19 protein-coding genes are annotated in these 25,114 nt (G+C 60.5%); 15 read left to right on the top strand and 4 right to left on the bottom strand.

The genetic code is table 11. From position 1 onward, the window contains the following. Positions 1 to 53: 53 nt before the first annotated feature. Positions 54 to 1,445 carry an HlyD family type I secretion periplasmic adaptor subunit gene (locus FJ943_RS24775; protein WP_140725781.1) on the bottom strand — a complete coding sequence of 464 codons (1,392 nt, stop codon included), beginning with the start codon at positions 1,443 to 1,445 and terminating at the stop codon, positions 54 to 56. Then, entirely contained in the window at positions 1,438 to 3,192 is a 1,755-nt protein-coding gene (locus tag FJ943_RS24770; RefSeq protein ID WP_140725778.1) for a type I secretion system permease/ATPase, read from the bottom strand. Before FJ943_RS24770 ends, FJ943_RS24775 begins: the two co-directional genes overlap by 8 nt. Before the next feature lie 403 nt (positions 3,193 to 3,595). Here FJ943_RS24770 and FJ943_RS24765 point away from each other — a divergent pair, with 403 nt between their 5' ends. The 8 genes from FJ943_RS24765 to FJ943_RS24730 all read left to right on the top strand — a co-directional run bounded on the left by FJ943_RS24765 (position 3,596) and on the right by FJ943_RS24730 (position 15,090). After that, positions 3,596 to 5,305: a calcium-binding protein gene (locus FJ943_RS24765; protein WP_140715624.1), complete on the top strand. Its 1,710-nt coding sequence runs from the start codon at positions 3,596 to 3,598 to the stop codon at positions 5,303 to 5,305. A 176-nt stretch (positions 5,306 to 5,481) separates the two neighbouring features. After that, positions 5,482 to 5,733, top strand: a complete 252-nt coding sequence (locus tag FJ943_RS24760; protein ID WP_140660803.1) for a hypothetical protein — start codon at positions 5,482 to 5,484, stop codon at positions 5,731 to 5,733. A 254-nt stretch (positions 5,734 to 5,987) separates the two neighbouring features. Further along, positions 5,988 to 7,199, top strand: coding sequence for a glycosyltransferase (locus tag FJ943_RS24755; protein WP_041163711.1), 1,212 nt, complete (start codon positions 5,988 to 5,990; stop codon positions 7,197 to 7,199). After that, positions 7,196 to 8,458 (top strand): O-antigen ligase family protein, encoded by a 1,263-nt coding sequence (locus FJ943_RS24750; protein WP_140725775.1) that lies wholly within the window; start codon positions 7,196 to 7,198, stop codon positions 8,456 to 8,458. The genes FJ943_RS24755 and FJ943_RS24750 overlap by 4 nt, the downstream gene beginning before the upstream one ends. Continuing rightward, complete coding sequence (gene asnB / locus FJ943_RS24745) at positions 8,458 to 10,449, top strand: asparagine synthase (glutamine-hydrolyzing) (RefSeq protein ID WP_140725772.1); 1,992 nt, start codon at positions 8,458 to 8,460, stop codon at positions 10,447 to 10,449. Before FJ943_RS24750 ends, asnB begins: the two co-directional genes overlap by 1 nt. A gap of 1 nt (position 10,450) precedes the next feature. Further along, positions 10,451 to 12,685, top strand: coding sequence for an exopolysaccharide transport family protein (locus FJ943_RS24740; protein ID WP_140725934.1), 2,235 nt, complete (start codon positions 10,451 to 10,453; stop codon positions 12,683 to 12,685). A gap of 97 nt (positions 12,686 to 12,782) precedes the next feature. Next, on the top strand, positions 12,783 to 14,027 hold the full coding sequence (locus FJ943_RS24735; RefSeq protein ID WP_224643202.1) for a lipopolysaccharide biosynthesis protein: 1,245 nt from the start codon (positions 12,783 to 12,785) through the stop codon (positions 14,025 to 14,027). 1 nt (position 14,028) lies between these two features. Next, complete coding sequence (locus FJ943_RS24730) at positions 14,029 to 15,090, top strand: glycosyltransferase family 2 protein (protein ID WP_140725766.1); 1,062 nt, start codon at positions 14,029 to 14,031, stop codon at positions 15,088 to 15,090. A 130-nt stretch (positions 15,091 to 15,220) separates the two neighbouring features. Here FJ943_RS24730 and FJ943_RS24725 read toward each other — a convergent pair whose 3' ends face one another. Beyond that, positions 15,221 to 15,922: a helix-turn-helix transcriptional regulator gene (locus tag FJ943_RS24725; protein ID WP_224531203.1), complete on the bottom strand. Its 702-nt coding sequence runs from the start codon at positions 15,920 to 15,922 to the stop codon at positions 15,221 to 15,223. 184 nt (positions 15,923 to 16,106) lie between these two features. On the opposite strand from FJ943_RS24725, the gene FJ943_RS24720 reads away from it, so the two are divergent. After that, positions 16,107 to 17,846, top strand: coding sequence for a PAS domain S-box protein (locus tag FJ943_RS24720; protein ID WP_140660807.1), 1,740 nt, complete (start codon positions 16,107 to 16,109; stop codon positions 17,844 to 17,846). A gap of 1 nt (position 17,847) precedes the next feature. On the opposite strand, the gene FJ943_RS24715 is transcribed toward FJ943_RS24720, so the two are convergent. Further along, positions 17,848 to 18,519 carry a response regulator transcription factor gene (locus tag FJ943_RS24715; RefSeq protein ID WP_015316391.1) on the bottom strand — a complete coding sequence of 224 codons (672 nt, stop codon included), beginning with the start codon at positions 18,517 to 18,519 and terminating at the stop codon, positions 17,848 to 17,850. Positions 18,520 to 18,940: 421 nt separating this feature from the next. Between FJ943_RS24715 and FJ943_RS24710 the strand changes: the two genes are divergently transcribed. From FJ943_RS24710 to FJ943_RS24685, 6 genes are all read left to right on the top strand, one after another. Further along, on the top strand, positions 18,941 to 19,663 hold the full coding sequence (locus FJ943_RS24710; RefSeq protein WP_015316392.1) for an NDP-sugar synthase: 723 nt from the start codon (positions 18,941 to 18,943) through the stop codon (positions 19,661 to 19,663). Positions 19,664 to 19,696: 33 nt separating this feature from the next. Next, complete coding sequence (locus FJ943_RS24705) at positions 19,697 to 20,833, top strand: DegT/DnrJ/EryC1/StrS aminotransferase family protein (protein ID WP_015316393.1); 1,137 nt, start codon at positions 19,697 to 19,699, stop codon at positions 20,831 to 20,833. Beyond that, complete coding sequence (locus FJ943_RS24700; protein WP_140725763.1) at positions 20,830 to 21,504, top strand: sugar transferase; 675 nt, start codon at positions 20,830 to 20,832, stop codon at positions 21,502 to 21,504. Before FJ943_RS24705 ends, FJ943_RS24700 begins: the two co-directional genes overlap by 4 nt. 64 nt (positions 21,505 to 21,568) lie before the next feature. Further along, entirely contained in the window at positions 21,569 to 22,573 is a 1,005-nt protein-coding gene (locus tag FJ943_RS24695) for an SDR family NAD(P)-dependent oxidoreductase (protein WP_140614634.1), read from the top strand. Then, on the top strand, positions 22,570 to 23,832 hold the full coding sequence (locus tag FJ943_RS24690; protein ID WP_140725760.1) for a hypothetical protein: 1,263 nt from the start codon (positions 22,570 to 22,572) through the stop codon (positions 23,830 to 23,832). Before FJ943_RS24695 ends, FJ943_RS24690 begins: the two co-directional genes overlap by 4 nt. Then, positions 23,819 to 25,078, top strand: a complete 1,260-nt coding sequence (locus FJ943_RS24685) for a polysaccharide biosynthesis/export family protein (protein WP_140725757.1) — start codon at positions 23,819 to 23,821, stop codon at positions 25,076 to 25,078. The genes FJ943_RS24690 and FJ943_RS24685 overlap by 14 nt, the downstream gene beginning before the upstream one ends. Positions 25,079 to 25,114 lie beyond the last annotated feature (36 nt).

Genomic DNA, 25,114 nt, shown 5'->3' with positions numbered 1-25,114 from the left:
GTCCAGCCCATGGCTCTCGGGCTGGACTGCCGGCATGCGAACTCCAGGCCTGCTTAGCGGAAAGCCCTGGAAATCTGGTCCGTGAGAGGTTTCAGCATATACGACCAGACATTGCGTTCATCCGTGCGGATGTGAACTTCCGCCGGCATGCCCGGTCTGAGTTGCCTGGCTTCCTTCAAGCACTCCGACTGACTGTCGACCTTAATACGGGCCGAAAAGTACGAAAGCTGGCGTTGCGGATCTTTGATCAGGTCCGCCGAGATGTACTTGACGGAGCCGTTGCAAACAGGGGTAGTCCCGGCATCGAAAGCTGGAAACCGGATCGAAACGCTCTGTCCCGGGTTGACGTCGTCTATGCGGGAAGGAGGGATCAACGCGTCCACGACAAGGTTGTCGGCCTCGGGAACGATCGTCATCAGCAGTTCGCCCGGGGCGACCACGCCGCCGACAGTGTGAACGGACGACTGCTGAACTGTGCCGGATTGCGGAGCGCGGATCTCGGTTTTGGTCAGTTCGTCTTGCGCCACGATCTTGCGTTCGTTGAGTTCGGTGCGCTTGGCTTCAGTCTCGCGCAGTTCACCGGTCACATCGCTTCGCCGTTGCTCGTCGAGCTGCAGGATTTGCAACTCGATCTCGCTGATCTTGGCCTGTGCCTCTGCTACCGCGGCTGCCAGTCGTCCCGACTCGCCCTTGGCACGGGTCGCATCCAGCCTGACGTTGCTAATCCTCTCTTTGGACACCAGTTTCTTCGAATAGAGAGCATCGACATCCGTAAGGTCAGTGCTCAGCAGCGCCGCTGATTCATCGGCTGCAACCTGCTGGGCCTTCAGGCCATCGATCTGACGCTCGAGTTGCTTTGTTTGGCTCGACAAGAGCGCCTTCTGCCCGGCCAATGCCGAGGCACGGGTTTCGAACAGAGCGCGCTCGCCGCTGACAAGGGCGGCCAGCTCCGGCTTTGGCATCCCGGCCTCAAGGCCGGCTGGAAGCTGCATTTCACGCAAACCGCCGCGTTCGGCCTCCAGTCGCGCAAGCCGCACCGTGGTCCGATCAAGATCTTCGCTGATGATCTGCAGATTGGCCCGTGGCAGCGTGCCGTCCAGCCGGACCAATATGTCACCGGCCCGAACATGGTCGCCGTCTTGCGCAAAGATGCCGCCGATCGTGCCGCCGGTCTGGTGCTGGACCTTCTTGATGTTGCTTTCGACCACCACCGTGGCGGGCGCGATCACGGCGCCGGCTATCTTGGTCAAGCCAAGCCATGCTCCGCCGCCGACCACCAGCAGGCCAGTCACAACGAGCCCCAGCGTCATGCTTGGCCAAAGGGTCCCTGGCGCAAGGATGCTGTCTGGCACCTTGGGCAAGTCGGTTTCGGCGGGCTGGTATCGAGTTCCGAACCGGGCAAGTGTCGGCATGAACGCAAGCACGCGGGGCAAGATGTCACGCATGTCCGGTCACTCCCGAGTGGATGGGCGCGATCGAAGATGGACGTTGCGCGGCAGGCGAGGGCGGCCGCCGCATGCCGGCAAGCACTTCCTCGCGCGAGCCGAAGGTGCGCAGCCTGCCATCCGCCAGGACCATGACCTGATCGATGTTGGTGAGGGCAGATGGCCTGTGTGCAACAACGATCACGATACCTCCACGCTGGCGGACGGCCATGATGGCTCCGGCCAGGGCGGCGTCACCTTCAACGTCGAGATTTGAGTTTGGCTCGTCCAGCACGACCAGGAACGGGTTGCCGTAGAGCGCCCGGGCAAGGCCGATAAGCTGCCTTTGCCCTGCCGACAGCGCTCTGCCTCCCTCGCCGATGCGCGTCTGGAAGCCTGCCGGCAGATGCATGATCATCGAGTGGACGCCCGCGGCTTTCGCCGCGGCGAGCACGCCCTGGGGGTCGCTCTTGCCGCCAAATCTCGAAATATTGTCCGCCACCGTCCCGTCGAACAGTTCAACATCCTGCGGCAGATAGCCAATGTGGGCGCCGAGCCGTTGCGCGTCCCACTGGTCGAGAGAGGCCCCGTCCAGCCGCACCGTGCCGTGCAGAGGGCTCCAAACTCCCACCAGCGCGCGCACCAATGTTGTCTTTCCCGAGCCGCTTGGGCCGATAACGGCCATTCCCGCGCCGCTCGAAAGCTGGAAGCTTACATCGACGAGCGTCGGCCTGGGTGTACCCGGAGGCGCTACCGCCAAACTATCGACCGCCAGGCGGGCCTCTGGCGGCGGCAACTTCATGGATTCGATTGGACTCTCGAACGCACGGAGCGCCGCTTTCAACTGGGAATAGCTCTGCCGGGTGGACAGGAAACCCCGCCAGTTCGCAATCGCCGCATCGACCGGGGCTAGGGCGCGACCCAGCAATATCGACGACGCGATGATCACGCCAGGGGATGCTTCGCCTCCGATGACGAGATACGCGCCGAGCCCTAGCACCGAAGATTGCAGCACCATCCTAAGCGCCTTCGACAGCGAGCTGATTCCACCCACGATGTCGGAGAGCCGCTCCTGATAGGAGAGATAAGCGTGAGTGACTTCGCCCCAGCGCCCCGCCAGCCGTTCGGAGAGGCCCATCGCGTGGACCACCTCGGCATTCCGACGGCCGGAATCAGCAAGCGCGCGCTGTGTCAGGATCGCTTCGGACGCCAGCGCCGCAGGGCGGCGGCTGATGATCTCAGCCACGATGGTCAGCACGACGACGGCGACGGAGCCGAGGGTCGCAAGCACGCCGAGCGACGGATGCAACATGTAGATAATGAGCAGATAAAACGGGATCCACGGCGCGTCGAAAAGAACCGTCGGCCCCGTTCCCGAAAGGAATCCGCGCAATTGATCGAGGTCCCGCAACGGAAGCACCCGGTCCGCTTCTCGACCGGCCCTGAGCGGGAGAAGCAACGAAATTGCGAATGTTCTCTGCTGCAAACTGCAGTAGAATCGACTGGCGATTCGGACCAGTAGACGAAGCCGCACGAAATCGAGCAGACCGTAGGCCGCATAGAGGCCCAGCATTCCGATGGTGAACCCGACCAAGGTCGGGACGCTTTGCGACGGCAGGACGCGATCATAGACCTGCAGCATGTAAACGGATCCGGTCAACGCAAGGATGTTTATCATTGCGGAAAAGAGTCCGATGCCAGCTATTCCAGGCAGGCAGTCTAGTATTGCGGAGCGTAGCGGAGAGGCGCTTTGTGGCTCTTTATTCATAGCTTATTGCTATGACACGACGTTGTCGCGTGTCTTTCTTTGTTCATCCGATGGGTAACCTTTCTGATTCCACCATATCACATGCGCCCCCCGGACATGATGGCTAGCTAACATATGGCGAACTTTATGCAAAATGAAGCGAAATCGTGGCCGGGAGTCGGGGTGGGGAGAGGGGTGCCTGTGAAAACAGTGGAGAACTGTGCATGCGGTCGTCAGTGGAAAACCCGCAGATTTCGCTGCAAGCCACTGACTTTACAGTAAATTGCACTGACCCGTTGATGTGGCCATCCCCACAGCGATCAAAAACTTCGTTCAAAGATGTTGGTATGTGATTTTCATCTAATGTAGCTTTCGGTCTAACCCCCATCCAGGGCGGGGTGTTGCCAAACAAGAAGGAAAACGCATGGCGACTCTCCATTATGCATCAGGCGGTTCGGCTGCCGAAGTTGCGGGCGCCGGATTTAACCTGGCGGACGTTCAGTATCTTTCGCAGGTCAATGAGCTGCCCAGCGGAATGAAGGGGCTTGTCTATCTAAGCGCTCATGACGGGGTGACCTCGTCGTTCATCGAAAAAGTCACGCCCTTCCTCAACAATCCAAAAGTGTTTGGATTTTTCCTGATGGACGAGCCGGATCCTACCGGCAGATGGGGCACCTACGCGAGTGCGGCAAATCTGAAGGCTGAATCCGACTGGATCCATTCCCACTTCCCGGGCGCCAAGACCTTCATCACCATGATGAATATGGGGTCGTCCACCAACCCGGACTTTTCCAACACCTATAATCCCGCCAACACCGGGATCGACTACTATGGACTGGACCCATACCCGGTTCGCACGGGGATAAGCAGCGTCGACTACAACATGATCGACAGAGCCGTGGCAGCGGCCGTGAAATCAGGCATTCCGGCTGACAAGATCGTTCCTGTATATCAGACATTTGGCGGCGGCGGTTGGCAGACGGACACCGGCGGCAAGCACGTCATGCCAACGTCGACCCAAATGCAAACGATGATCGATCACTGGGCAAAGCTGGTTCCGTCCCCAGCCTTCGACTATGCGTATGCCTGGGGTTCTCAGAATGGCGACACCGCCCTGGAGAACTCCCCTGAGTTGCAGGCCGTTTTTCGCCAGCACAACCTCGCCAGCCCTAGTCCTTCGACACCGCCTCCGAGTTCCGAGCCGACAACGCCTACGCCCACCACGCCGACTGTCCCCGATCCCACGCAGTCGACCCATCACATCTTCCATGGCGGCCCTGGCGCGGACGTATTTCATTCGACCAGCGGGGACGACGTTTACTATGTCAACAATGCACATGATAAGGTGATGGAGGCATCAGGCGGCGGCTTCGACAAGGTGGTCGCCTCGGTCAGCTACGCATTGTCTGCTGGTTCGCATGTCGAGCAACTCTCGACCGACAAGACGGGCGGCACACATACGATCAACTTGACGGGCAACGAGTTCGGCCAGGCGATCAATGGCAATTACGGCGCCAACAAGATCGATGGTCGAGGCGGCGCCGATACAATGAAAGGCTATGGCGGCAACGACACCTATTTTGTCGACAATGTGCATGACAAGGTGGTGGAGCAGCCAGGCAACGGCAAGGACGCGGTGTTCGCCTCGGTGAGCTATGCTCTCTCGGCGGGCTCATCCGTCGAGAAACTTGCGACCACGCAGGCTTCGGGAACGGGGCAAATCAACCTGACCGGCAACGAGTTTGCCCAGACGATCCAAGGAAATGCCGGCGCCAACAAGATCAATGGCGGGGGTGGTTCCGATACGCTGACGGGCTTTGGCGGCAAGGACGTCTTCGTGTTCAACACCGCGCTTGGCTCTGGAAATATCGACAAGATAACCGACTTCAAGGTTTCCCAGGACAAGATCCAACTTGATCACAGCGTATTCACCGGACTCCAGCAGGGCGCCCTTTCGGCCGCGAACTTCCACATCGGCAAAGGTGCGCATGATGGAAGCGACCACATCATCTATAACAGTTCGACCGGCGCGCTCTCTTTCGACAGTGACGGTATCGGCGGCCATGCTCAGACGCAGTTTGCGACCGTTGCTCCGCATCTCTCAATTGGCGCGAGCTCCTTTTTCGTGGTTTGACGCGCGCGGTTGTGCTTCCGGCAGGAGCTGAGCGCTCCTGCCGGTCGGCTTCTCCGCTCGCCGTCGAGTTGAGCGCGCACGCCGCTTTTTGGGCTAAAAACGGCTGCCGTCCGAGGCATTGCGGGAACATTCTGCCTTGATCGTGGTTTGGTGCCATCGCGCAGGGGATGGATGACGTGCCAAGCTACGAAGTCGAGGAGATTTTCGCCGGCCAAGTCGTGGTGACCCACAAGGTAGTCGCACCAACTCCGTTTCGAGCAGCCAAGCTCGCGACAAACCGGGAAATCACGCTTCGTGCTTCCGAGGTCCGCTGGATCCGGGTATTCGAGCAGGACGGCCGCCGCCGAGCCTATGAATATACGTTCTCGGATCGACCTCAACCCACCCCAACGAGCAATCTTGATAGTCCGATCACCCGTTCGCGATGAATGCGCATTCGCGCGGCTGATCCCATAGCGCACGGCGTCTCGATCCAAACAGTCCAGCCCGCGGTCTGATCCTTGCGCCGTTGGCACGCAAGCATGGTTCTAGTTGCGTCATTCGAACGGACGAGGACAACGGCCAGCCCTGCCCGTAGCCTGAATTGCTGGTGTAAATCGCAACGAAATCGGGCCATGGGAAACGATCCAAGTTCGAGCCGCTTATGGGAGCCGAAGGCCCGCTGGATTTCGGGAGCGGCACGATGAACCCGCACCTGGTCTGCATCGGCGGCGAGGATCACGCCCTGAGGATCTCGTTTCTGATGGAACTCCGTGAGCGGGGTTTTCGGGTCACCGCGGTCTCGACCGGCGATGAAGCTCTGTTTTTACGGCACGGCATTCCGCACCGCCGCTACGAGTTCAATCGCTTTGCCAATGGCAGCGGCAAAGCCGGGACCATCAGGACATTGCGAAGGTTGTTGCGGGAACTCCGCCCCGACATCGTCCAAAGCTTCGATACGAAACCCAATTTGCTAACCCCGCTGGCGGTGCGGGGAGAAGTCCCGGTCGTCCGCACGATCAACGGCTTGGGCTGGACCTTCTCATCGCTGGAGCCGCGAGCCTTGGCCATGCGGCCCGCCTTCTGCGGTCTGCAGTGGGTTGCTTCCTTCTGGACTGCTGCCACGGTTTTCCAAAATCGCGACGACCAAGCCTTTTTTGAGCGCTATCGGCTGATCCCACGCGGCAGCGGACGCCTTATTCAGGGGTCGGGCATCGACGTCAATGCATTCGCGGTGGCAAGACGTCTTGCCTCATCACCAGCGGCAATGCGGCGGGAATTCGGACTGGAATCGGCCGAGATCGTCATTTTTGTCGGCCGGCTCACCCGCCTTAAGGGCATTCCGACCCTTCTCGAGGCGATTCCGCACATTCTCTCCAAAAGACCTCATGCGCGTTTCGTGCTCGTTGGCCCACGGGAATCGGAAGGACCATTCGCCGTCGAAAAGTCCGAAATCCAACGATTTGCTTCTCATGTAACCGTGCTGGGCAAACGGCATGATGTCCCCAGTCTGCTTGGCATGGCTGATTTGTTCGCCTTCCCAACACAATATCGGGAGGGCGTTCCGCGCGTCTTGCTGGAAGCCGGACTCGCTGGATTGCCGATAGTCGCATCGCGAATGCCCGGTTGCAGCGACGTCGTCGAAGATGGGTGGAACGGTTATCTGGTCACGCCGCGCGATGCTCGCGCCCTTGCGGACCGGATAGTCGACATACTGTCGGACCGCACCTTGGGAGCGGCCATGGGGCAGCGCTCCGCCTCGCTTGTCAGGGAGCGTTTTGCCCTGCCGGGCATCGTCGACCAGTACTGCGATGTCTATAAGAGCAATCTCAGGACCAAATCTCGCGGCTTGCTTGCTCCATCGCCTCTGGAGAGCGGCATTGCGAACCGCCGGTTGGACGGGGCGCGGCAATGATGCGCGACGCGTTGCTTGCCGGCGGTGTCATCCTGTCAGCCGCGTCGCAGCTCTCCGTCCCCGGCATGCCATTCGGCTATGGCGAACTGCTCCTGGCGCTTTGGATCATGCTGTCGGCCGGACGAATGTTGGTCGGCGGGCGCGTCGAAGCGACACCAGCCTTCGCGCAACTCGCGACTTTTTGGCTGCTCCTTTCTCTCGCATTGGGGATCGGCACGATCGTCGGCTACTTGACCACCCTGCTTTACCCGACAGGGTTGTTGCACGACACAATGGCCTACGTGCTGTTGGCCAGCATCACTTGCCTGGCGAGTGTTGAGCCGGACGCGGGGCGTCGTCTTCGACGCAGCGGTTGGTGGGCGATCGCGTTCGCCGACGCGATATTTGCCATCCAACTCGCCATCGCGTGGGGCTGGCTCCATCAGCCCGGCGTCGATCCCTGGTATTGGGACCGCTTCCGCGGCTGGTCTGAAAACCCGAACCAGCTCGCGCTCTATTGCGCGCTTCTTGGTCCGCTGGCGCTGCACCTTGCAACCACTACTCGCAACCGGTGGGGTCAGGCCCTTGCGCTCTCAAGCCTCGTGTTCATCTTTTTTGTCGGCCGCCTGACCAGGAGCGATGCCTATCTCTACACCACGATTGTAAGCGGCGTCGCCTTCCTCGGGTTGCGGTTGAAGGCATGGTTGGCATCCGATGGCAATCGAACCAGCCTGCCCAGGCAGATCGCACTTCTGCTGATGGTCGGCGCTGTCCCCCTGGTGATAGCGATGACCCCCTATCTTCTTAGCGAGGAAAGCTTTGCGGCGAATTTTGCCAAGAGCCTCACCAAGGACGGAGGCGGCGAGGCCACGGCTGAAACATTCGAACTTCGGGTTTATCTGTGGGATGAGGCGCTTCAGAAGGGGCTGCAATCGGCATCGCTCGGCCTCGGTCCTGGCCCCCACCTGGAGCGCCCGCCGACGGCCGACATGCAATTTCTGGAGCGGCCGTTCGAAGCGCACAATACGGTTCTCGACCTCTATCTGCAGGGCGGGCTGGTCGCGGTCATCGCCTTGCTGTGGATCGTTGGATTGGCGGCCATGTCCGCCTGGCGCGCTCGCTACGACGCGCTTTTGGTGCTCGTGGCGTCCGCAGCCGTGTTCAGCATACCGCACCTCATCATTCGTCATCCGATCGTGTGGTTTGCATTGACCTTCTGCCTCGTCGCGGGAACGCCAAGCGTTTTCCGGCGCGAGCTTGAGCCTTCAGAGGTGATGTGATGTGCGGGATAGCCGGGATACTTCTCGCGTCCAATGCTGCCGACCCCAAGTCGCTCGATCAGATCGGGCAAATGATGATGGCGCTTCGTCACCGCGGTCCGGATGGCGAAGGACTCTGGACGGATCGCGAAGCAGGCATTGCCTTAGGCCACAGGCGGCTGGCGATCGTCGATCTGTCGGAAACGGGGCAACAGCCCATGCTGTCCACAAGCGGTCGGTATGCGATCACCTTCAACGGCGAGATATATAATTTCCGTGACCTGCGTCTCGAGCTTGAAGGCGTCGGGCACCATTTCCGCGGCACCAGCGACACGGAAGTCATGTTGTGTGCGATCGAGAGCTGGGGCCTCGAGGCCGCACTCCAGCGTTTTGCTGGCATGTTCGCGTTCGCCTTGTGGGACCTGAAGACGAGGACCCTCCATCTCGCCCGGGATCGATTGGGCAAAAAGCCCCTCTACGTCGCTTCAGCCAGGCATGCGCTGGTCTTTGCTTCCGAACTGAAAGCAATCAGCCGCTTTTCGGGCTACTCTCCGGAGATCGATCTGGATGCCGCCACCGCAATGCTTTCCAAGGGGTGGGTCCCGGATCAGAGTTGCATCTGGCAAGGTGTCTTCAAGCTGCCACCCGGCTCTGTCCTGACCCTCACGGCCGCGACTGTGGCGGAGGGGCGCGGCGGCGCATCCCTTTCGCAGGGCGCAAGTCGCTGGTGGTCGCTGGCCGAAGTCGCCAAGAACGGGCGAGAACACCAGATCGCCGGCAGTGACGACGATTTGACCAATGAACTGGATGATCTGCTCCGGCTTGCCGTTCGCGAGCGCATGATCGCCGACGTTCCGTTGGGCGGTTTCCTGTCGGGAGGCGTCGACAGCTCTACCGTTGCAGCCTTGATGCAGGCTCAATCTCCAAATCCCGTGCGCACTTTCACCATCGCCTTCGCGGAGAGCGGCTTTGACGAGGCCCCTTACGCCGCCGAGGTAGCGCGCCATCTGGGCACCGACCACACGGAATTACACCTTTCGGCCGCCGCCGCGCGTGACGTGATCCCCGAACTGCCAACGGTGTGGGATGAGCCATTCGCCGACGAATCGCAGATACCGACTCTGCTGGTGGCGCGGCTGGCCCGCCAGCACGTGACCGTGGCGCTGTCGGGGGACGGCGGAGACGAGTGCTTTGCAGGCTATGGCCGCCACTTCATGGCGGACCGGCTGAAACGGTACCAAGGTCTACCCGCAAGTGCACGACGAACGGTGGCGGCCGGCGCAGGGATGCTGTCCAGGGCGGCTCGTCACGATTTCATTGGCAACCTGCCACTTCCGTCGCATGTGCGGCATGCGCTGCGCAGCGATCGGCTCACTCGCTTCGCCTGGCTTCTCGCCGCGAAGGATGAAGACGAGCTGCACAGGCGGCTGACGGGATCATCGGCCGAAAACCTCACCCGGCACGAGACTCCTGCATCCATAGTCTCCGCACCGCGGCTCGACGGGCTGTTGTCTCGCCTCCTGTACGACGACATGTCCGGTTACCTCGCTGGTGACATTCTCGTCAAACTGGATCGAGCCAGCATGGCCAACAGCCTCGAGGCGCGTTGTCCCCTGCTGGACCACCGCGCCGTCGAATTCGCTTGGCGCCTTCCGGCTGCCATGAAGGTTCGCAACGGCAGAGGCAAGTGGATCCTTCGAAATGTGCTGCGTCGTTATCTTCCGCAACGGCTGATCGACCGGCCGAAGCAGGGCTTCGACGTGCCGATCGCGGCTTGGCTGCGGGGCCCGTTGCGCAGCTGGGCCACCGATATTCTGTCCGATGTTCGCAACCAGGGCGAAGGCTTGCTGGACAGCACAAAGGTGGACGCCTGCTGGCGCGATCACGTTGCAGGACAGGACCGCTCCCGTGAACTGTGGTCGGTGCTGATGTTTCAAGCCTGGTGCAACGAGGCCAAGCGGCAGGCGTCGGCATCGAACTCATCCCGTGAACTCGATCTGGCAGGAGTATGAAATGGCGGGTTCCGCAGTCAGCCGAATTGAATTGCCACGAGCCACCCCGGTGGCTGCCCCGGCTCCTGAAAGCAGGGCCCGCGTACGGCCTCCCAGAAGCGCCCCGAATTCAGCAACCCCGTCTCGCCAACTGCTGGTGACATTGGCGAGCAGGAAATGGATCATTCTGCTCTTCGCGGTTGTCGGCGGCATCTTGGCGGCCTTGGCGGGAATAACCCGCCCTACCATGTACGAAGCCACCAGCCAGCTTATCATAGACGCTCCTGCCAGGGCGGCCCTTCCCGCCAGCCCGGGCTCAGCGCAGGACATGATCGATTCAAGCATTGACGACCACATCACGATGCTCTCGTCGGAGAGCCACCTTCGTCGAGTCGCCGCAGCGCTGCGTCAACCGAGCCCGGCCAACGCGACCGCACAACCGCAAGCCGGGAAGGGAAGCTCCAGCCAGGGGCCAACGCCCGCCGATCCGCCGACATCGCACTCTTTCGCTGGCGATCTGCTGAAGCGCCTTTGGCCGCGGGATGTTGTATCCACCAATGCGCCGCAAGCAGCAGAGGCCGCCGAGATGAAAGCGCTGCGCAAAGGGGTAAGGGTCGGACAAGAGCTCCGGTCCCGGGTCATTTCCGTCGGCTTCTCGGACGATGACCCGGCGCGCGCGGCGCTGGTGGCCAATACATTCACCAAGATCTATGTCGACGACCTCGCGCAGAAAAGTCAGGCGTCGAACATGCAGGAACTTGACGCCGTCGTCGCCAGTTTGCCCAAACTGCAGAATGAACTGGTGGATGCGTCCAATCGGCTCGAGGAGTATCGGCTGAGCCATGGCGCGGTCGATCAAGGCTCGGCTGACAAGGTGGCCGGGGAGAGGGCGGATCTCAGCCAACAGATATCGATGTCCAAAGCGGATCTGGCGGCGCTGGAGTCCCGGCTCCAGCGTATCCAGGAGCTTCGAAAGCAGGGCGCGCCGGCCGCGACCCTGGCCGAGGCCGCCGGCACGCAGGAGTTGGCCGACCTTTCGGCTCGCGTGGCCAGGGCGCCAGCGGACAAGGATCTGGCCAATGCCTTTTCCGTCGCGATCGAAAAGGTAATCGCTGATATCGTCGCTGAAGCGGACATCTATCGTGCCCAGGTCGAGGCTCTGGGAAATCGAATGCGTGTGCTCGATACGGTCGCGGCCGACACGGCCAGCCGGCTCGCCGGTTTGCGGGCGCTCGAACCTCAAGTCAGCCTCCTGACGCAACGCTACAACGAACTTCTCGGCCGCCAGCAGGACCTGAAGCGGCGCATCGGAGCTCCGTCCGCCGGGGTCTCGGTCCTTTCCGTTGCATGGCCGCCGACAATTCCGCAGACATTGCCGCCGGTTTTTTTGGTTCCACCGGGAATGATTGCGTTCGGCCTCCTTGGCGCCGTTTTGGTCCTCATGCGAAATCGCTTCGATCGCACCTTGCGCGGTGAAGCGGAGGCGGAAGCCGTGCTCAGGATACCGTGCGTGGGGCTCGTGCCCGAACCGGGCAGGATGCACGCCAAACAGTTGCGTGACTTGGTTTTGGGCCAGCCCAAGTCGGCCTACAGCCGTGCGGTGACGTCGCTGCTGGTCGCGGCCGCGCCAAATCAGGCAAGGGGTCGTGCTCCGCACACGATCCTGCTCACGCCAAGCGTCCGGGCTGACGGAGCGACCGAGCTTGCGTGGGGCCTGGCCTTGGCGGCCACCCGACTGGGCAATCGTGTTCTTCTGGTGGATCTCCAGCGGGCGGGCTCCCAACTTACGCCCGAGTTTCTGCGCCAGTTCAACGGACCCAAGGCTCGTCATTCCTTCGCGGATTACATCAGCAGTCGTTGTACCTTGGATGACGCGGTCGCCAGCATTCCCGAAATTGGCATCGACCTGACGACCATGGCACCTGCAGAAGATCTCTTGGCTCTCCTGGCGCGTGTCGACACCGCCAAGTGCAGGGAAGATTTGCACTCGGCGTACAGCCTCGTCATCATAAACGGGCCATCGGGGCTGGCTGGGCCAGAAGCCATGTTCCTCAAGAGCTGGGCGGACGCGGTTCTCGTTACCGTTCGCTGGGCAAGAACCTCGCGGCATGTCGCGCGCGGGGTGGTGGAGCAGCTCCTGAGCGACGGAACGCTCTCGGTTCCGGTGGCGAGCGTCCTTACCCGGGTGAACCTCACCCGGTACGGCAGGTATCGGTTTGGCGACAGTGCCGATCTTTTGCGCGAGAGGATCTCATGAATTCGACCGGCACCGGCCGTAAGCAAGGCTCGCCATGATCCGAATTCCTCAAAGCCCGATCGGCAAGGTCCTTCGAGCGGCCGGTGGCGTGTCGGCCATGGCGATTGCCGGTCAGCTCATTCTTGTCGCGACCATTCCGGTGTTGGCCAGGCTCTATTCTCCTGCTGATTTCGGCTTGTTCACGATCTATCTTTCGACCGTGAACATACTGGGGGCGGTCGCGGCACTGCGCTTTGAGGCTTCGCTGTACGGCGTCAAGAGCGACGCGCAGGCATACGTCACGGTTAAGCTCATTCTTTTGGCCGTGTCGGCAACCGGCGTTCTTGCCTTGACGGCGGGGGTTATGTTGTCGAGCACCGTTCCGGCCCGCGCTGTTGACCTTGTGTGGCTGGTTCCGATCGGCATGGCAGGCGCAGGTCTTGTGGAGACCATGAATTGCTGGAGCCTGCGTGCCGGCCTGCTGCGCGACTTCGCGCTCGGCCGCTTGATCTTGCCCGCGACGATGGCGTTGTTGCAACTGATGTTCGGCATCGTCCATCTCGGAGGAGAGGCGATGGTGCACGCTCACATTCTCAGCCAATTCATCTTCATTGGGTTCCTTGGCGTTCGGATTTTCCGCTGGGAGGACGTGTGCGGTATTGCCCGCGCGCCGTGGCAAACGGTCTTTGAAAAGGCCAGGCGCGAATACAAATTTCCACTGTTCGACATCCCGGCAACGGTCGCAAGTTTCGCCATCAACAACCTTCCGGCGATACTCGTCGGCTCAATGTTCGGGACCGCCTATGCGGGCTATCTGGGCGTCGCGTCGCGGCTCGTCACCGGCCCCGTCACGCTCATAGCCACGCCGCTCAGCAATGTCTTTGTCGCCGAAGCCAACAAGGGCGGCGGCCGCAGGCATCTGCTCGGCCTCGCACGAGGCCTGCTGATCCTTGCCGGCGGGCTCACTTCACTGCCCATTCTGGCTCTTGGCCTCGCCGCACCGCAGCTCGTCGTACCCCTATTGGGACGGCCATGGCTGCCCGCCGCCGAAATCATGACGGCGCTGGCTTTCATGGGCGCGGTGCAAGCTTTGTCGACGCCGCTTCAGGATGTGCCGGCTCTCCTGCGACGGCAGGAGGTGCGCCTGGTCGTCGATGCCGTAAGGACGGTGCTCGTGTTTGGTCCGCTTCTAGCCGGCGCCAGAGCTGGCTGGGAACCTCTCACTGTCATTTATCTCATGGCTGCCGGCGGCGCCGGGGGCTTCTTCATCAAGACGGCAGCCTCTCTCTATCTGTTGAAGCAAAGTGTTCAACCGGACGAGACGTCGCCTCGCAGCCGGTGCATCGCCTTGGAGGAAAGATAACATGACGCAGATGGACAGTCGCGACCCCCTTCCTTCCGCAGCCTTGCCAACAGGGGTCGGACCTTCGCAAGATGAGGGGTCGGCGGAGTTGGTGACACTGCGGCCGTTCATTTCAGTGGCCATCCCGACCTTTCGCAGGCCAGATACCATTCGAAGGACAATCGACAGCATCCTCCAGCAGGATTTTGCGAATTGGGAACTGGTGGTTAGCGACGACGAGGGGCAAGGAGGGCTGTCCTGGAGGATCGTCGACGACTATGCGCGTGCCGACGGTCGCATCCGGATTGTCGAGAACGGCAGGGGGCGAGGCCAGGTCGAGAATACCAACAATGCCATGCTGGCTTGCACCGGCACCTGGATCAAGTTGCTGCATGACGACGACTGGCTCGCGCCCGGCGCGCTCAAGCGATTTGCCGAGGTGTCCAAGGAGCATCCCTCGGCCGCATTCATGACCTGTGCAGCCAATATCGTGGAAGACGGCAGGATCATGCTCCGCTCGACGCCATCGGAGGAAAACCGCGTTTCAGTCTATTCGAGCCAGCAATGCCTCAGGGATCTTTACCTTGTCCGGACGACGAGGAGCCTCGGCATCATTCCCTCGACACTGTTGATCAACAGCAAGGTTCTTCAGGCTGGATGCCGAATGCGTGCACACAAATCGATCCCCGCCGGCGTTGACCAACTGTTCTTCGTGGACCTGGCCGGTCACGGAGACATGGTTGCGATTAATGAGGGTCTGATTTTTTACGACGCGACGAACCATCCGAGCATCACCACATCGAAGAGCTACACGGAAGTGGACGAAGTTACGCTTGCCGTTAAGCAGCTTAATTGGCAGCTGCTCGAAAACAGAAGGAATCTTCCTGACCCCGAGAGCCTCTTGCGAGCATTGCGGGTTGCACGCGTACCCGCCAGATTTCATCACCAGTCCTTGCCCGTGACTATCCGCGACACGCTGCAAATTCTTCGCCCATCAGTGATGAAGATCGCAAGCCAGTACCTCGTGGAATACCTGTTCAGGATCCGCCCGGTCCTAGGGCCATGGTATACCCGAAGACAGTGATGGAGCTGACCCGTTCAAGGCCGCGCACGGGACGCGGCACGCGCCGAACCAATTTATGGAACACGGAACACGGCGGCCGCCCCTGCGGTGCGGCAAGGTTGGACACGATCATCCCCGGATGTTCAGGGAACTAGGGCAACACCGAGACGCGTGCGAGAAGGGTGACCAATTCTGCCTGACGCCTGGTTTCAGTTTTGGCGAACAGTGATGCGAGCTGGGTTCGGATGGTCGTCCGGCTGAGCGCACAGCTTTCAGCGATTTCCAACGGGGTGTAGCCCTTTGCCAGCCGCACCGCCAGATGTGTCTCGGCTCCGGTTAGACCGAACATTCGCTGCAGGGTTTGAGGATTGGGCGCCGATTTCGTCTCTCGGTCCAACAGGGCGACGACGATCGTGTTGTCGGCTGCGAAGAGGCCGCGCTCGTTGATGACAACGGGACGATCTCCGCTGCTGCGGACCACAATCCATGCAAACGATCCGGGATTGAGGTGGCACGGCACGTTCGCGATCAGGCTTCTGAGCGCTCCCGAAAGGCCGTCGGCGTTGTTCACCTGGCTGCCGTAACCGCTGAGAATGACGCGCGCGGTGGCGTTCCACTTGAGGACTTTCCTGGTTTCGCTGAGCACGAGACATCCGTAGCCAAGGCGATCAAGCATACCCGGGAAAGAATGCAGCGGCGGTTGGTCACCTTCGGTGGCGGCAGCAGGCCTTTCAACCTGCCGGTCGGAGCTTTGGGCATGGCGCAAGGGAGACGGCCTGCTGCCAGGCCCCATGGCCGCCATCGCACGTTGCACTTGGAAAACAGTACTTCTCGGCCGTTCGACCAGGTTCATTGTCGTCACCACTTTCCGGTTTCGCTGTCAGATCGGCGCCAGCGCATGGGCTAAGTGTTGGAACTTTCTTCTGATGATTCTGATAGGCTGACATTTCGGCGCGCGAAAGCGAGCAGCAGCACTAGGTCCGATAACCAAAGGCTCTAAGCCGCATTGGCTAAGCCAAAAGTTGTAGGTAGTCAGGATGAGATTGCGGATAGGCGGTCCCGTACTGTCGGACAGGCTACGACAACATCTGGTTTCGTCGGCCGTCCTGCTGGCTACCCTTTTTATCGAGATGAAATCGTCGCTGACAGGTGGTGGCAGTGCGGCCTTTCTGGAATGTGTGCCGGCGATTGTCATCATCGCCTTCCTGGAGGACCGCTGGCCTGCGATGGCTGCCACGTTTGCCATGGTGGCTGTCGGCTTGGCAGTTCGCCTGGCGGCGAACGGTCAGTTGGTCGGAGATGATCTTTCCGGGGCCATTCTCCTCGCCTTGTCCGGCGGGATGATCGCCTTTCTTTTCCATCGTTCAAGGCAGGAGTTGAGGAGCGCGCTCGATGTCGCCGAGAACAGGCTTACCGCCATCGAGACGACCGAAGCGCGATATCGCTGGGCTTTCGAGCGGGCCGCCTTGGGATTTGCGACCGCAAATGACCGTGGTGAGCTGCTGCAGGTCAACATGTGCATGTGCAGTATGTCCGGCTACGCACAGGAAGAGCTCGTCGGCCAGCATATCGAAACGCTCGTTCATCCTGACGAACGCGATCTGTTCGCCAGGCTTGGACGTGGTCTAAGCGCGGAGGCGCCGTCGTTTGGCTTGGAAATGCGCTTGAGAAGGAAGGATGGCACTGTTTTCTGGGCTCGCGTGACCCTCTCTTGGTCTGGTCCGGAGAAACAACTGCCGATGGGCATATTTGTCGTCTTCGAGGATATCACTGAACGCAGGGCTGCAAGCGAAGCGCTCTTGAGCCAAAAGGAATGGCTGGACCTTGCGCTGCTCGCCGGAAGGCTTGGCACATGGCGCGTGGACTACAAGGAGAGAATTGTCTCCGGTTCAGATCAATTTTGGGAAATTCTTGGTTTGCCGCCAGCCGCTTCCCGTCCTCTGGACGAGCTGTCGGCGATCATTCATACGGCGGACTGGCCAAAACTCGGGGCTCATTCAGAATTCATCGCGGCAACCGCCAACTACGACGCAGAGGTTCGAGTTCGGCGGTCGGACGGACAGTTCCGCTGGATTGCCCTGCGCGGCCGTGAGGACATCCGCGATGGCTATCATCAGCGGTTCGGGATCGCGGCTGACCTTACCGAGCGGCGGCAGACGACACTGTTGCGGGCCGCGGTGAGAAGACAGGAGCGGCTTATACTTGAACAGCGGCACCGGCTCAGTAATCTGTTTGCCGTGATCACGGCTGTCGTGAAAATGATCCCTGCTTCAGACCAGGATATTTCCAAGTACAGAGGAGATCTTTTAGAGCGAATTCGGGCGCTCGAATCCACGCACCTGCTGTTGATCAACAATGCAGAGTTATCATCTACGATCCGCGATATTGTCGCACATGCGCTTCGCCCCTACGCGGAGGCACACAGAGCAACGATCACAGGGCCTCATGTCAGAATCGTCGGAGGCGCCGCGGAAAGTTTCGCGATGGTCGTCCACGAACTCACGACAAATTCGGTCAAGCACGGGGTGCTCGGGAACTCCCAAGGCCAGGTGGAGGTAAGGTGGGGCGTCGCACCCGAGGGCTCGGACGGCGACATCGTGTTCGACTGGATCGAACGAGGCGGCCGAAATGCCAAGCCTGTCCTGCGGAAAGGTTTTGGGTCGATTGTCCTTGGCGCCGATGGAACGCCCTTGGTCGGTCACTCTTCGAAACTGGAAATGTCGGCTGGTGGGTTGCGATATCAGCTACGCCTATCCCAGGGCGAGATTCAGCCTTAACTCAGATCGTTCCAAGCCATGTCCTCATCAAAACAGCCACCTCGGTGCGGTTTCGGACTCCCAGTTCACGCAAGATTGCGGCGGCATGGATCTTCGTCGTGGCCTCGGCGATGTCGAGATCGCGGGCGATCTCCTTGTTCGAATAACCTTCGGCCATAAGCTTGAGCACGTCCTTTTGCCTTGACGTGAGCCTTCCCAGAGAACCTGGGCTGGCCAAGGCCTGGTGCGAAGCCTCCACGGGAGATCTATGCGTCTGAGGCGCGGCTGCGCCAGAGCTTCGCGACAGGAGGGCTGGTACATAGATGCGGCCTGACAAGATCTCTTTGACGGCCAGCACCACCTCCTCATCCGGCTGCGACTTCACGATGTAGCCGTGGAGGCCAACTGAAAGGGCCAACAAAATTTCCGATCGTGAATCGTTTCCTGACACAATCGCAAACCTGCTTTTGGGATAGGCGGCGAGAACGTCGCCGAGCACTTCCTGGGTGAGCAGCCCGGGCATGTTCAGGTCCAGGATCGCAAGATCAATTGTTTCGTGTTCGGCCAGGAGCCCAACCACGGCATCAAAACAGGTCGCCTCGATTATTTCGGCTCCAGGGATTCCGGCTGTCAGCGCCATGCGCAAGCCACGTCGATAAAGGCCATGATCATCGGCTATGACGATCTTGTACATAGAAACCCCCACGCACAAACAACCCGCACTACCTGGCCGCGCCTTGCAGGAGCGCCGGTACGTCCAGAAAGGTGGACCCCGACGTCCTACAACCCCGTCCTGCTAATTACCGTACGCTAATGTAGCTCGGTTTTAGGAAAATGTTTACCTTCAATCGCAATTCAAGTGGGACCTTGGTCTGTTGCGCGTCTCGACCACGCCCGTCAGGTCCGCGGGATATGTTTCGTCCCCTACGGTTCCGGGATCAGAGAAATTCGCCCGTGCCATTCAAACGCACGACGACAGTATCCCGGTTGGCTCCCTAATCTCTCGCAGGTTCGGACAACTGAAACCCTGCTGCGCGAGGCGGTTCGCCGTCTTGGCTCCGGATGCAGTTTCAGCCGTCAAGGCCAACTCTGGCCATGTGCGTAGGGAGGATCGAATGAAAGCGGTAATTCAATGCGGTGGCATGGGAACGCGCCTTCGGCCATTTACATCGGTTTTGCCGAAGCCGCTGATGCCAATTGGCGCGCGGCCAGTCCTCGAGTTGCTGCTGAAATGGCTGCGGCGTAGCGGAATCGAAGACGTCTACGTCACCACCGGCTATCTCGGGCACCTGATCCGGAGCGTGTGCGGTGACGGCTCGCAGTGGAATCTGAGGATCCGCTACACGCAGGAAATGGAACCGCTCGGAACGATCGGCCCGCTTTCCTTGATCAGAGACGAATTGAATGAGCCGTTCATTGTCCTGAACGGCGATGTGCTGACCGACCTGAGCATCAGCCGGTTTACCGCAGCGCACCGCCTGCACAAGGACTCCGTCACGATAGCGACTTCGCTGCGGCTTACCAAGATGGATTTCGGTGTGATCGACGAGGTTGACAACACCGTCCAGGTCTTCCGCGAGAAGCCTGCGCTGTCGCATCTGGTAAGCATGGGCATCTACTGCATGAACCCGGACGTCCTCGACTTCATCCCATCCGGGATACCGTTTGGGTTCGACGACCTCATGCTGCAGATGCTCCAGGCCGGACGCGTCGTGCATGTCTACAAGCACGAAGGTCTTTGGCTCGACATCGGACGCGTCGAGGACTTCCAGAACGCGCAGACAGTTTCCTGGGAAGAGCAGTCGGCGTCCATCGAAGTGGCCGCCGCGGCAGCGTAACGGCCAGGCGCGAGGATCATCGAGGAGGTGACGATGCTCTTGGTAAGTTCCCCGGTCCTGGGAGTGCCAGAAAAAGCGGCTTTGGCGAAAGTGATCGACAGCGGTTGGCTGACGATGGGTGAACGGGTCCGGGCTTTCGAAGAGGCGTTTGCCTTGATGCACGAGGCAGAGGACTGCGTAGCGGTTAGTTCCTGCACCGCAGCCCTTCATCTTATCCTTCACGGATTGGGGATTGGTCCGGGCGACGAGGTGCTGGTTCCTTCGCTGACCTTCGTGGCTACCGCGAACGCAGTGCTCTATGTCGGCGCCACTCCTGTCTTTGTCGACATAGAATCGGCAGACGTCCCTCTGATGTCGCTCAAGGAAGCAGAAGCACGCTGCAGCCCTCGCACCAGGGCCGTGATCCTGGTTCATTTCGCCGGCTATCTTGCCGACAAGGACGCCTGGCAAGCATTCGCCAGCGCACGCGGGCTCTCGATCATCGAGGATGCGGCACATGCTCCCGGCCTAAAAGCGGTTGGCACCTTTGGTGCGGGCGCCGCCTTCAGCTTCTACGGCAACAAGAACATGACGACGGCGGAGGGCGGGGCCGTAATTGCCCGGGACCCCCAACTGCTGGACAGGATTCGCCAGGCTCGCGCGCACGGCATGACCACCGGAACACGCCAGCGACTGAACAGCCGCACCGCGCACTACGATGTGACCATGCTCGGCTTCAACTACCGAATGGACGAAATGCGGGCCGCGATCGGCTTGGTTCAACTCCAGAACCTGCAGGAGTGGAACGAGATACGGCGCATTCTTGTCGTGTTGTACCGGCGCCTTATCGCGTTGCGTTGCCCGGCAATCACAATACCCTTCGAAGAACCGCGAGCCTCGGCTTACCACATCATGCCGATCCTCTTGCCGCGCTACGTCAATAGGCAGCATGTCGTCGATGAGCTGCGGGCGCAGGACATACAAACCACGGTCCATTACCCGCCCGTTCATCAGATGACCCTCTACCGTGAGCTTTACCCGGGTACCCACCTGCCGCGCACCGAGGATTTCGCGGAACGCGAGTTGACCATTCCGCTGCATCCTCAGATTACCGCGCCCGCGGTTGAAGCCGTGGTGGACGTCCTGGCGACCGCGCTCAATAGCGGCATCCACGCGGGAACCGCCGCATGAACGCGTTTGATCTGTCCATCCACCCGCCCGTCGTGTCAGGCGTGAGCCATGGTTTTGGCAGACGGGCGATGGATGTCGTGGCCGCATCCTTGGCCGCGATCGTTTTCGCGCCGCTGATGTTGCTGATTGCATTTGCCCTATTTCTCGAGGGCGGACGCCCCGTGCTTTTCCGGCAGCCTCGCATCGGTGCAGGGGGCCGCATGTTTCATATCTATAAATTCCGCAAATTCGAGGTTCTGTGTGATCCTCAGGGTCCTGCGTTGACCAGCGTAGGCGACCATCGGCTGACGAAGATCGGGCGCATTTTGGCCAGCACCAAACTGGATGAGTTGCCGCAACTCTGGAACGTGCTCAGAGGCGACATGGCCATCGTCGGGCCACGGCCGGAAAGCCTCGCCTTTGCTGACTGCTTCCATGGCGGCTTCGAGGCGGTCCTAAGATATAAACCCGGCTTGGTCGGCCCGACGCAAGTTCTTTTCCGTCACGAAGCCTCTCTCTACCCGGCCTCAGGAGACCTGTCGTCCTTCTACAGGGAGGCGCTGTTTCCGATCAAAGCCAAGTTCGATCTTTCCTATTATCCCCGACGAACCATCGCTTCGGATGTTGTGTGGATGATCCTCGGTTTTCTGGCGGTAATCGGCTGGGTGCCTGTCGGGCTACTCAGGCGTTGAAGGCTGTTTCTGTGTGCGCGCTCGGCAACCGGAGCGCTTCAGGTGAAAGAAGGAACACCTGGTTATGAGCTACAATGGCAAGAGAGTTCTGGTCACTGGCGCGGATGGGTTCATTGGATCGCACCTGACCGAGGCACTCGTCCGCAACGGTGCCGAGGTGACCGCATTGGCCCTCTATAATTCGTTCGACAGTCATGGATGGCTGGATGATCTGCCAGACGACATCCGAGGTCATCTGAAACTCGTTCGAGGCGATGTACGCGACGGTGCATTCCTGAACCGGATCGTGCGCGGCCAAGCCGTCGTGTTTCATCTCGCTGCGCTTATCGCGATCCCGTACTCATACGCGGCCGCCCAGTCCTATGTGGAAACCAATATCATGGGGACGCTGAATGTCCTTGAAGCGGCCCGCCAATGGGAGACGGAACGGATCATTCACACCTCGACCAGTGAGGTTTACGGCACGGCGCTCAGCATGCCGATCAGCGAGTCCCATCCTCTTCAGGGACAATCGCCATATTCGGCGTCCAAGATCGGCGCCGACATGATGGCGCAGTCCTATGCCAGATCGTTCGACCTGCCCGTCGTGATCCTCCGGCCGTTCAATACATTCGGGCCGCGACAAAGCGAACGAGCCATAATACCGACAATCATCCGGCAGGCGCTCGATCCAAAATGTGTTTCGATCATGGTGGGAGATACCAGCCCGGTCCGCGACCTGACCTTCGTCGAGGACACAGCGGCTGCCTTCCTGAGCGCGGGTTCAGCCACACTCGAATTCGGCCATGCCTACAATGCTGGAAGCCAGCGTGCCGTGACCATATCGGACGTGCTCGATCTCGTGCGCGAACTGAGCAACTGCAAGAAGCCCGTCCACCGCGACGAGAGTCGATTGCGGCCGCAAAACTCCGAGGTTCGCGCTCTGCTGGCCGATTCATCACGGCTCGAACGCGAAACCGGATGGACTGCGCAAACGAGTTTGCGCCACGGCTTGGCCAGAACCATCGATTGGTGGCGGGCGCGCCTCGGCGAAGGTCGGGTGCGCCGCGAAATGAGCTACATGACATGAGGTTTTACCCATTTCCATTGGCACTGCTCCTGATCGCCTTTGCCGTCCTGCTGCGGGCGGCCGACAGCCAGGGAAACAGCATGTCCACGACGTTCGTCGCGCCAATGCCGATGGATCTCCCAGATTATCTGCATCCCGCGACAGATCCGGCATTCGGCACGAATTTCATGCGCATCACCAAACCCGGCGCACTTGGGGGAGGTGTCGTGTGTGGGACGAAATATTGCAGTCATCGCTATTCGAGCGCTCAAGCCTGGAATGCGGACCAGAGCCTGCTCGTGCTGGCCAATGGCTGCAACGGGCTGTGCTTCCTCGACGGCAAGACATATGCTCCGCTATTCCACCGCGACAAAGGCGGTGAATGCGAATGGCATCCTCGAAACGCAGACGTGATGATCTGCGTTGAGGATCGGAAGATCTCGACATGGGCGCCAAGGACAAACCACGAAGACGTTGTCTTCGTCACGGCTCAATACCACGATCTGCAGTTTGGGCCGTCGAAGGGCAATCCAAGCCGTGACGGCAACCGTATAGCCGTCCGCGCTGTCCGCGCCGATGGAAAAGCGGTGGTGTTCGCCTTCGATCTCGCGGATCGGTTCAAATTCCCGGACATCGATCTCGCTCAGGTTCCTGGAACCACCAGCTCCTGCACCATCTCCCCGCTCGGCACGAACATCCTTTGCTTTCAAAACCTGGCAGACGGCACCGAGCAGAGGGCCATTTTCAGTGTCGATGGTACCTTGCGACAGAGGTGGACAGACCATCACCGCCCGGGCCACGGAGACCTTACGCTCGATGACGACGGCAGCGAGGTCTATGTAGGCATCAGCAAATCCGGCCCCGACAAGTATCACGTAGTCAAGCGAAGACTGTCCGATGGGAAGGTGACCTCCCTGACCGGATACGGCGAAGCAGAGCATGCATCGTCGCGGGCTCTGAAGCGGCCCGGCTGGGTCTTCCTGACCTATGGCGGCAACCCTGAGGAGGTATCGGCCAATCCAGGCTGGGCACCATATGCACGGGAAGTCATCGCGTTGCGCATCGACGGCAGCGGCGAAGTTCGGCGCATCGTGCAGACACGCAACGCGCCCTTCGACTACTGGAGCGAGACGCATGCGTCACCTTCGCCGGACGGCACACAGGTGATCTGGTCCAGCAATTGGGGCGTGGCCGGTGGACCGGTTTACGACTTCGTCACCCGCGTCGACTGGCCCGAAAACCAGGACAAGAAGGAGATTGTCGCGAATGGTCAACCTTAGCCGATTCTTCCTTGCGACACTTGCGATGCTTTGCGCCCTGCCGATGGCTGCGGCAGCCGATGGGACGATCTATCGAATTTCGCCCGGAGACACCATCGAGGTCGCAATCACCTCGCTTCCCGAGCGGACGCAGCGTGCGGTGGTGCAGATGGACGGCACCATCGTTCTCGCCGAGGCAGGCACGGTGCCTGTCGCCGGCCTGACCCCGTCCGAACTTCAGACGCGCTTGCAGGCGATCCTGCCGACCAAGATCTACCACATACGCATGCCGGACGGCCGTGAGCAGGTGGCGGTCGTCAGGCCCGGCGACGTGACGGCGATCATCGCTGAATACCGTCCAATCTACGTGACTGGCGAAGTGCTCGCTCCTGGGCAGCAAGCCTTTCGTCCGCTCATGACGGTTCGGCAGGCGATAGCCGTCGCCGGCGGCTTCAGCCTCTTGCGTGCACGGGCGAACCAGGCTGGGCCGGACCCAACGGACCTGCAGCGCGATTATGAGACGATCTGGGGAGAATACATCAAGGACTATTTCCACAGTGCGCGCATACGTGCCGAACTTCAAAAGCAGCCCGATTTCGACATGAAGGCCCCCCAGGGCTTTCCGCTGTCTTCTTCCCTCGCAACCGAAATCGCGCAGGCCGAGGCAGAAGGGCTGAAGCTCTCGCTGGACAATTTCGGGCAGGAGCAGAGCTTTCTGGAGAAGGGCGCCAAGGATGCAGCGACCCAGGTCCAGGCGTTGCTCCAGCGCGAGCAGGACGAAGCCGATGGAGTCAAGGCCGATGAAGAGGATTTGGCGCAGGTGACCAAGCTCTTCAAGGCTGGCAACCTGACCAACAACCGGCTCGCCGATGTCCGGCGCGCGGTGCTTCTGTCCTCGAGCCGTGCGCTTGAAACTTCGGTCGAACTCATGAGGGCTCGGCGCCAACAGGATGATCTTGCAAGGCAGATCGAGCGCAATGACAACCAGAGGCGTGCCGGTTTGTTGAACGAGTTGCGGGATACACAGGCGCGCCTTGCCGACATCACCGCAAGGCTGCACGCGGTCAGCCAGAAATTGCAGCCGCAGGGAGCATCCGCCTTGCCGCAGCCGATCGGCGGCGAAACCGTGCGGGCCCAGGTGACGATCATCCGCTCCGTCGATGCGCAATGGCGCAAGCAGCCGGCCGACCAGGATACCGCGGTGGCGCCGGGTGATACGATCGAGGTCAGGTTCAGCAGCGCGCTCGAAAACGCGGCGGTGCAATAGACAATCGCTGCCGGCGTCGCCGGTAGCGGCAATATC

It is taken from the genome of Mesorhizobium sp. B2-3-10, from assembly GCF_006442275.1.
Taxonomy (GTDB): domain Bacteria; phylum Pseudomonadota; class Alphaproteobacteria; order Rhizobiales; family Rhizobiaceae; genus Mesorhizobium; species Mesorhizobium australicum.
The sequence above is the reverse complement of the archived record's forward strand: the minus strand, read 5'-3'. Positions and strand labels throughout refer to the sequence as shown.

Excerpts from the sequence above, each read along its gene's own strand:
- FJ943_RS24715 (WP_015316391.1), bottom strand. The coding sequence starts at position 18,519 with ATGTACAAGATCGTCATAGCCGATGATCATGGCCTTTATCGACGTGGC.
- FJ943_RS24775 (WP_140725781.1), bottom strand. The coding sequence starts at position 1,445 with ATGCGTGACATCTTGCCCCGCGTGCTTGCGTTCATGCCGACACTTGCC.
- FJ943_RS24690 (WP_140725760.1), top strand. The coding sequence starts at position 22,570 with ATGAGGTTTTACCCATTTCCATTGGCACTGCTCCTGATCGCCTTTGCC.
- FJ943_RS24770 (WP_140725778.1), bottom strand. The coding sequence starts at position 3,192 with ATGAATAAAGAGCCACAAAGCGCCTCTCCGCTACGCTCCGCAATACTA.
- asnB (WP_140725772.1), top strand. The coding sequence starts at position 8,458 with ATGTGCGGGATAGCCGGGATACTTCTCGCGTCCAATGCTGCCGACCCC.
- FJ943_RS24755 (WP_041163711.1), top strand. The coding sequence starts at position 5,988 with ATGAACCCGCACCTGGTCTGCATCGGCGGCGAGGATCACGCCCTGAGG.
- FJ943_RS24685 (WP_140725757.1), top strand. The coding sequence starts at position 23,819 with ATGGTCAACCTTAGCCGATTCTTCCTTGCGACACTTGCGATGCTTTGC.
- FJ943_RS24765 (WP_140715624.1), top strand. The coding sequence starts at position 3,596 with ATGGCGACTCTCCATTATGCATCAGGCGGTTCGGCTGCCGAAGTTGCG.
- FJ943_RS24740 (WP_140725934.1), top strand. The coding sequence starts at position 10,451 with ATGGCGGGTTCCGCAGTCAGCCGAATTGAATTGCCACGAGCCACCCCG.
- FJ943_RS24730 (WP_140725766.1), top strand. The coding sequence starts at position 14,029 with ATGACGCAGATGGACAGTCGCGACCCCCTTCCTTCCGCAGCCTTGCCA.
- FJ943_RS24735 (WP_224643202.1), top strand. The coding sequence starts at position 12,783 with ATGGCGATTGCCGGTCAGCTCATTCTTGTCGCGACCATTCCGGTGTTG.
- FJ943_RS24710 (WP_015316392.1), top strand. The coding sequence starts at position 18,941 with ATGAAAGCGGTAATTCAATGCGGTGGCATGGGAACGCGCCTTCGGCCA.
- FJ943_RS24700 (WP_140725763.1), top strand. The coding sequence starts at position 20,830 with ATGAACGCGTTTGATCTGTCCATCCACCCGCCCGTCGTGTCAGGCGTG.
- FJ943_RS24750 (WP_140725775.1), top strand. The coding sequence starts at position 7,196 with ATGATGCGCGACGCGTTGCTTGCCGGCGGTGTCATCCTGTCAGCCGCG.
- FJ943_RS24725 (WP_224531203.1), bottom strand. The coding sequence starts at position 15,922 with ATGAACCTGGTCGAACGGCCGAGAAGTACTGTTTTCCAAGTGCAACGT.
- FJ943_RS24695 (WP_140614634.1), top strand. The coding sequence starts at position 21,569 with ATGAGCTACAATGGCAAGAGAGTTCTGGTCACTGGCGCGGATGGGTTC.
- FJ943_RS24705 (WP_015316393.1), top strand. The coding sequence starts at position 19,697 with ATGCTCTTGGTAAGTTCCCCGGTCCTGGGAGTGCCAGAAAAAGCGGCT.
- FJ943_RS24720 (WP_140660807.1), top strand. The coding sequence starts at position 16,107 with ATGAGATTGCGGATAGGCGGTCCCGTACTGTCGGACAGGCTACGACAA.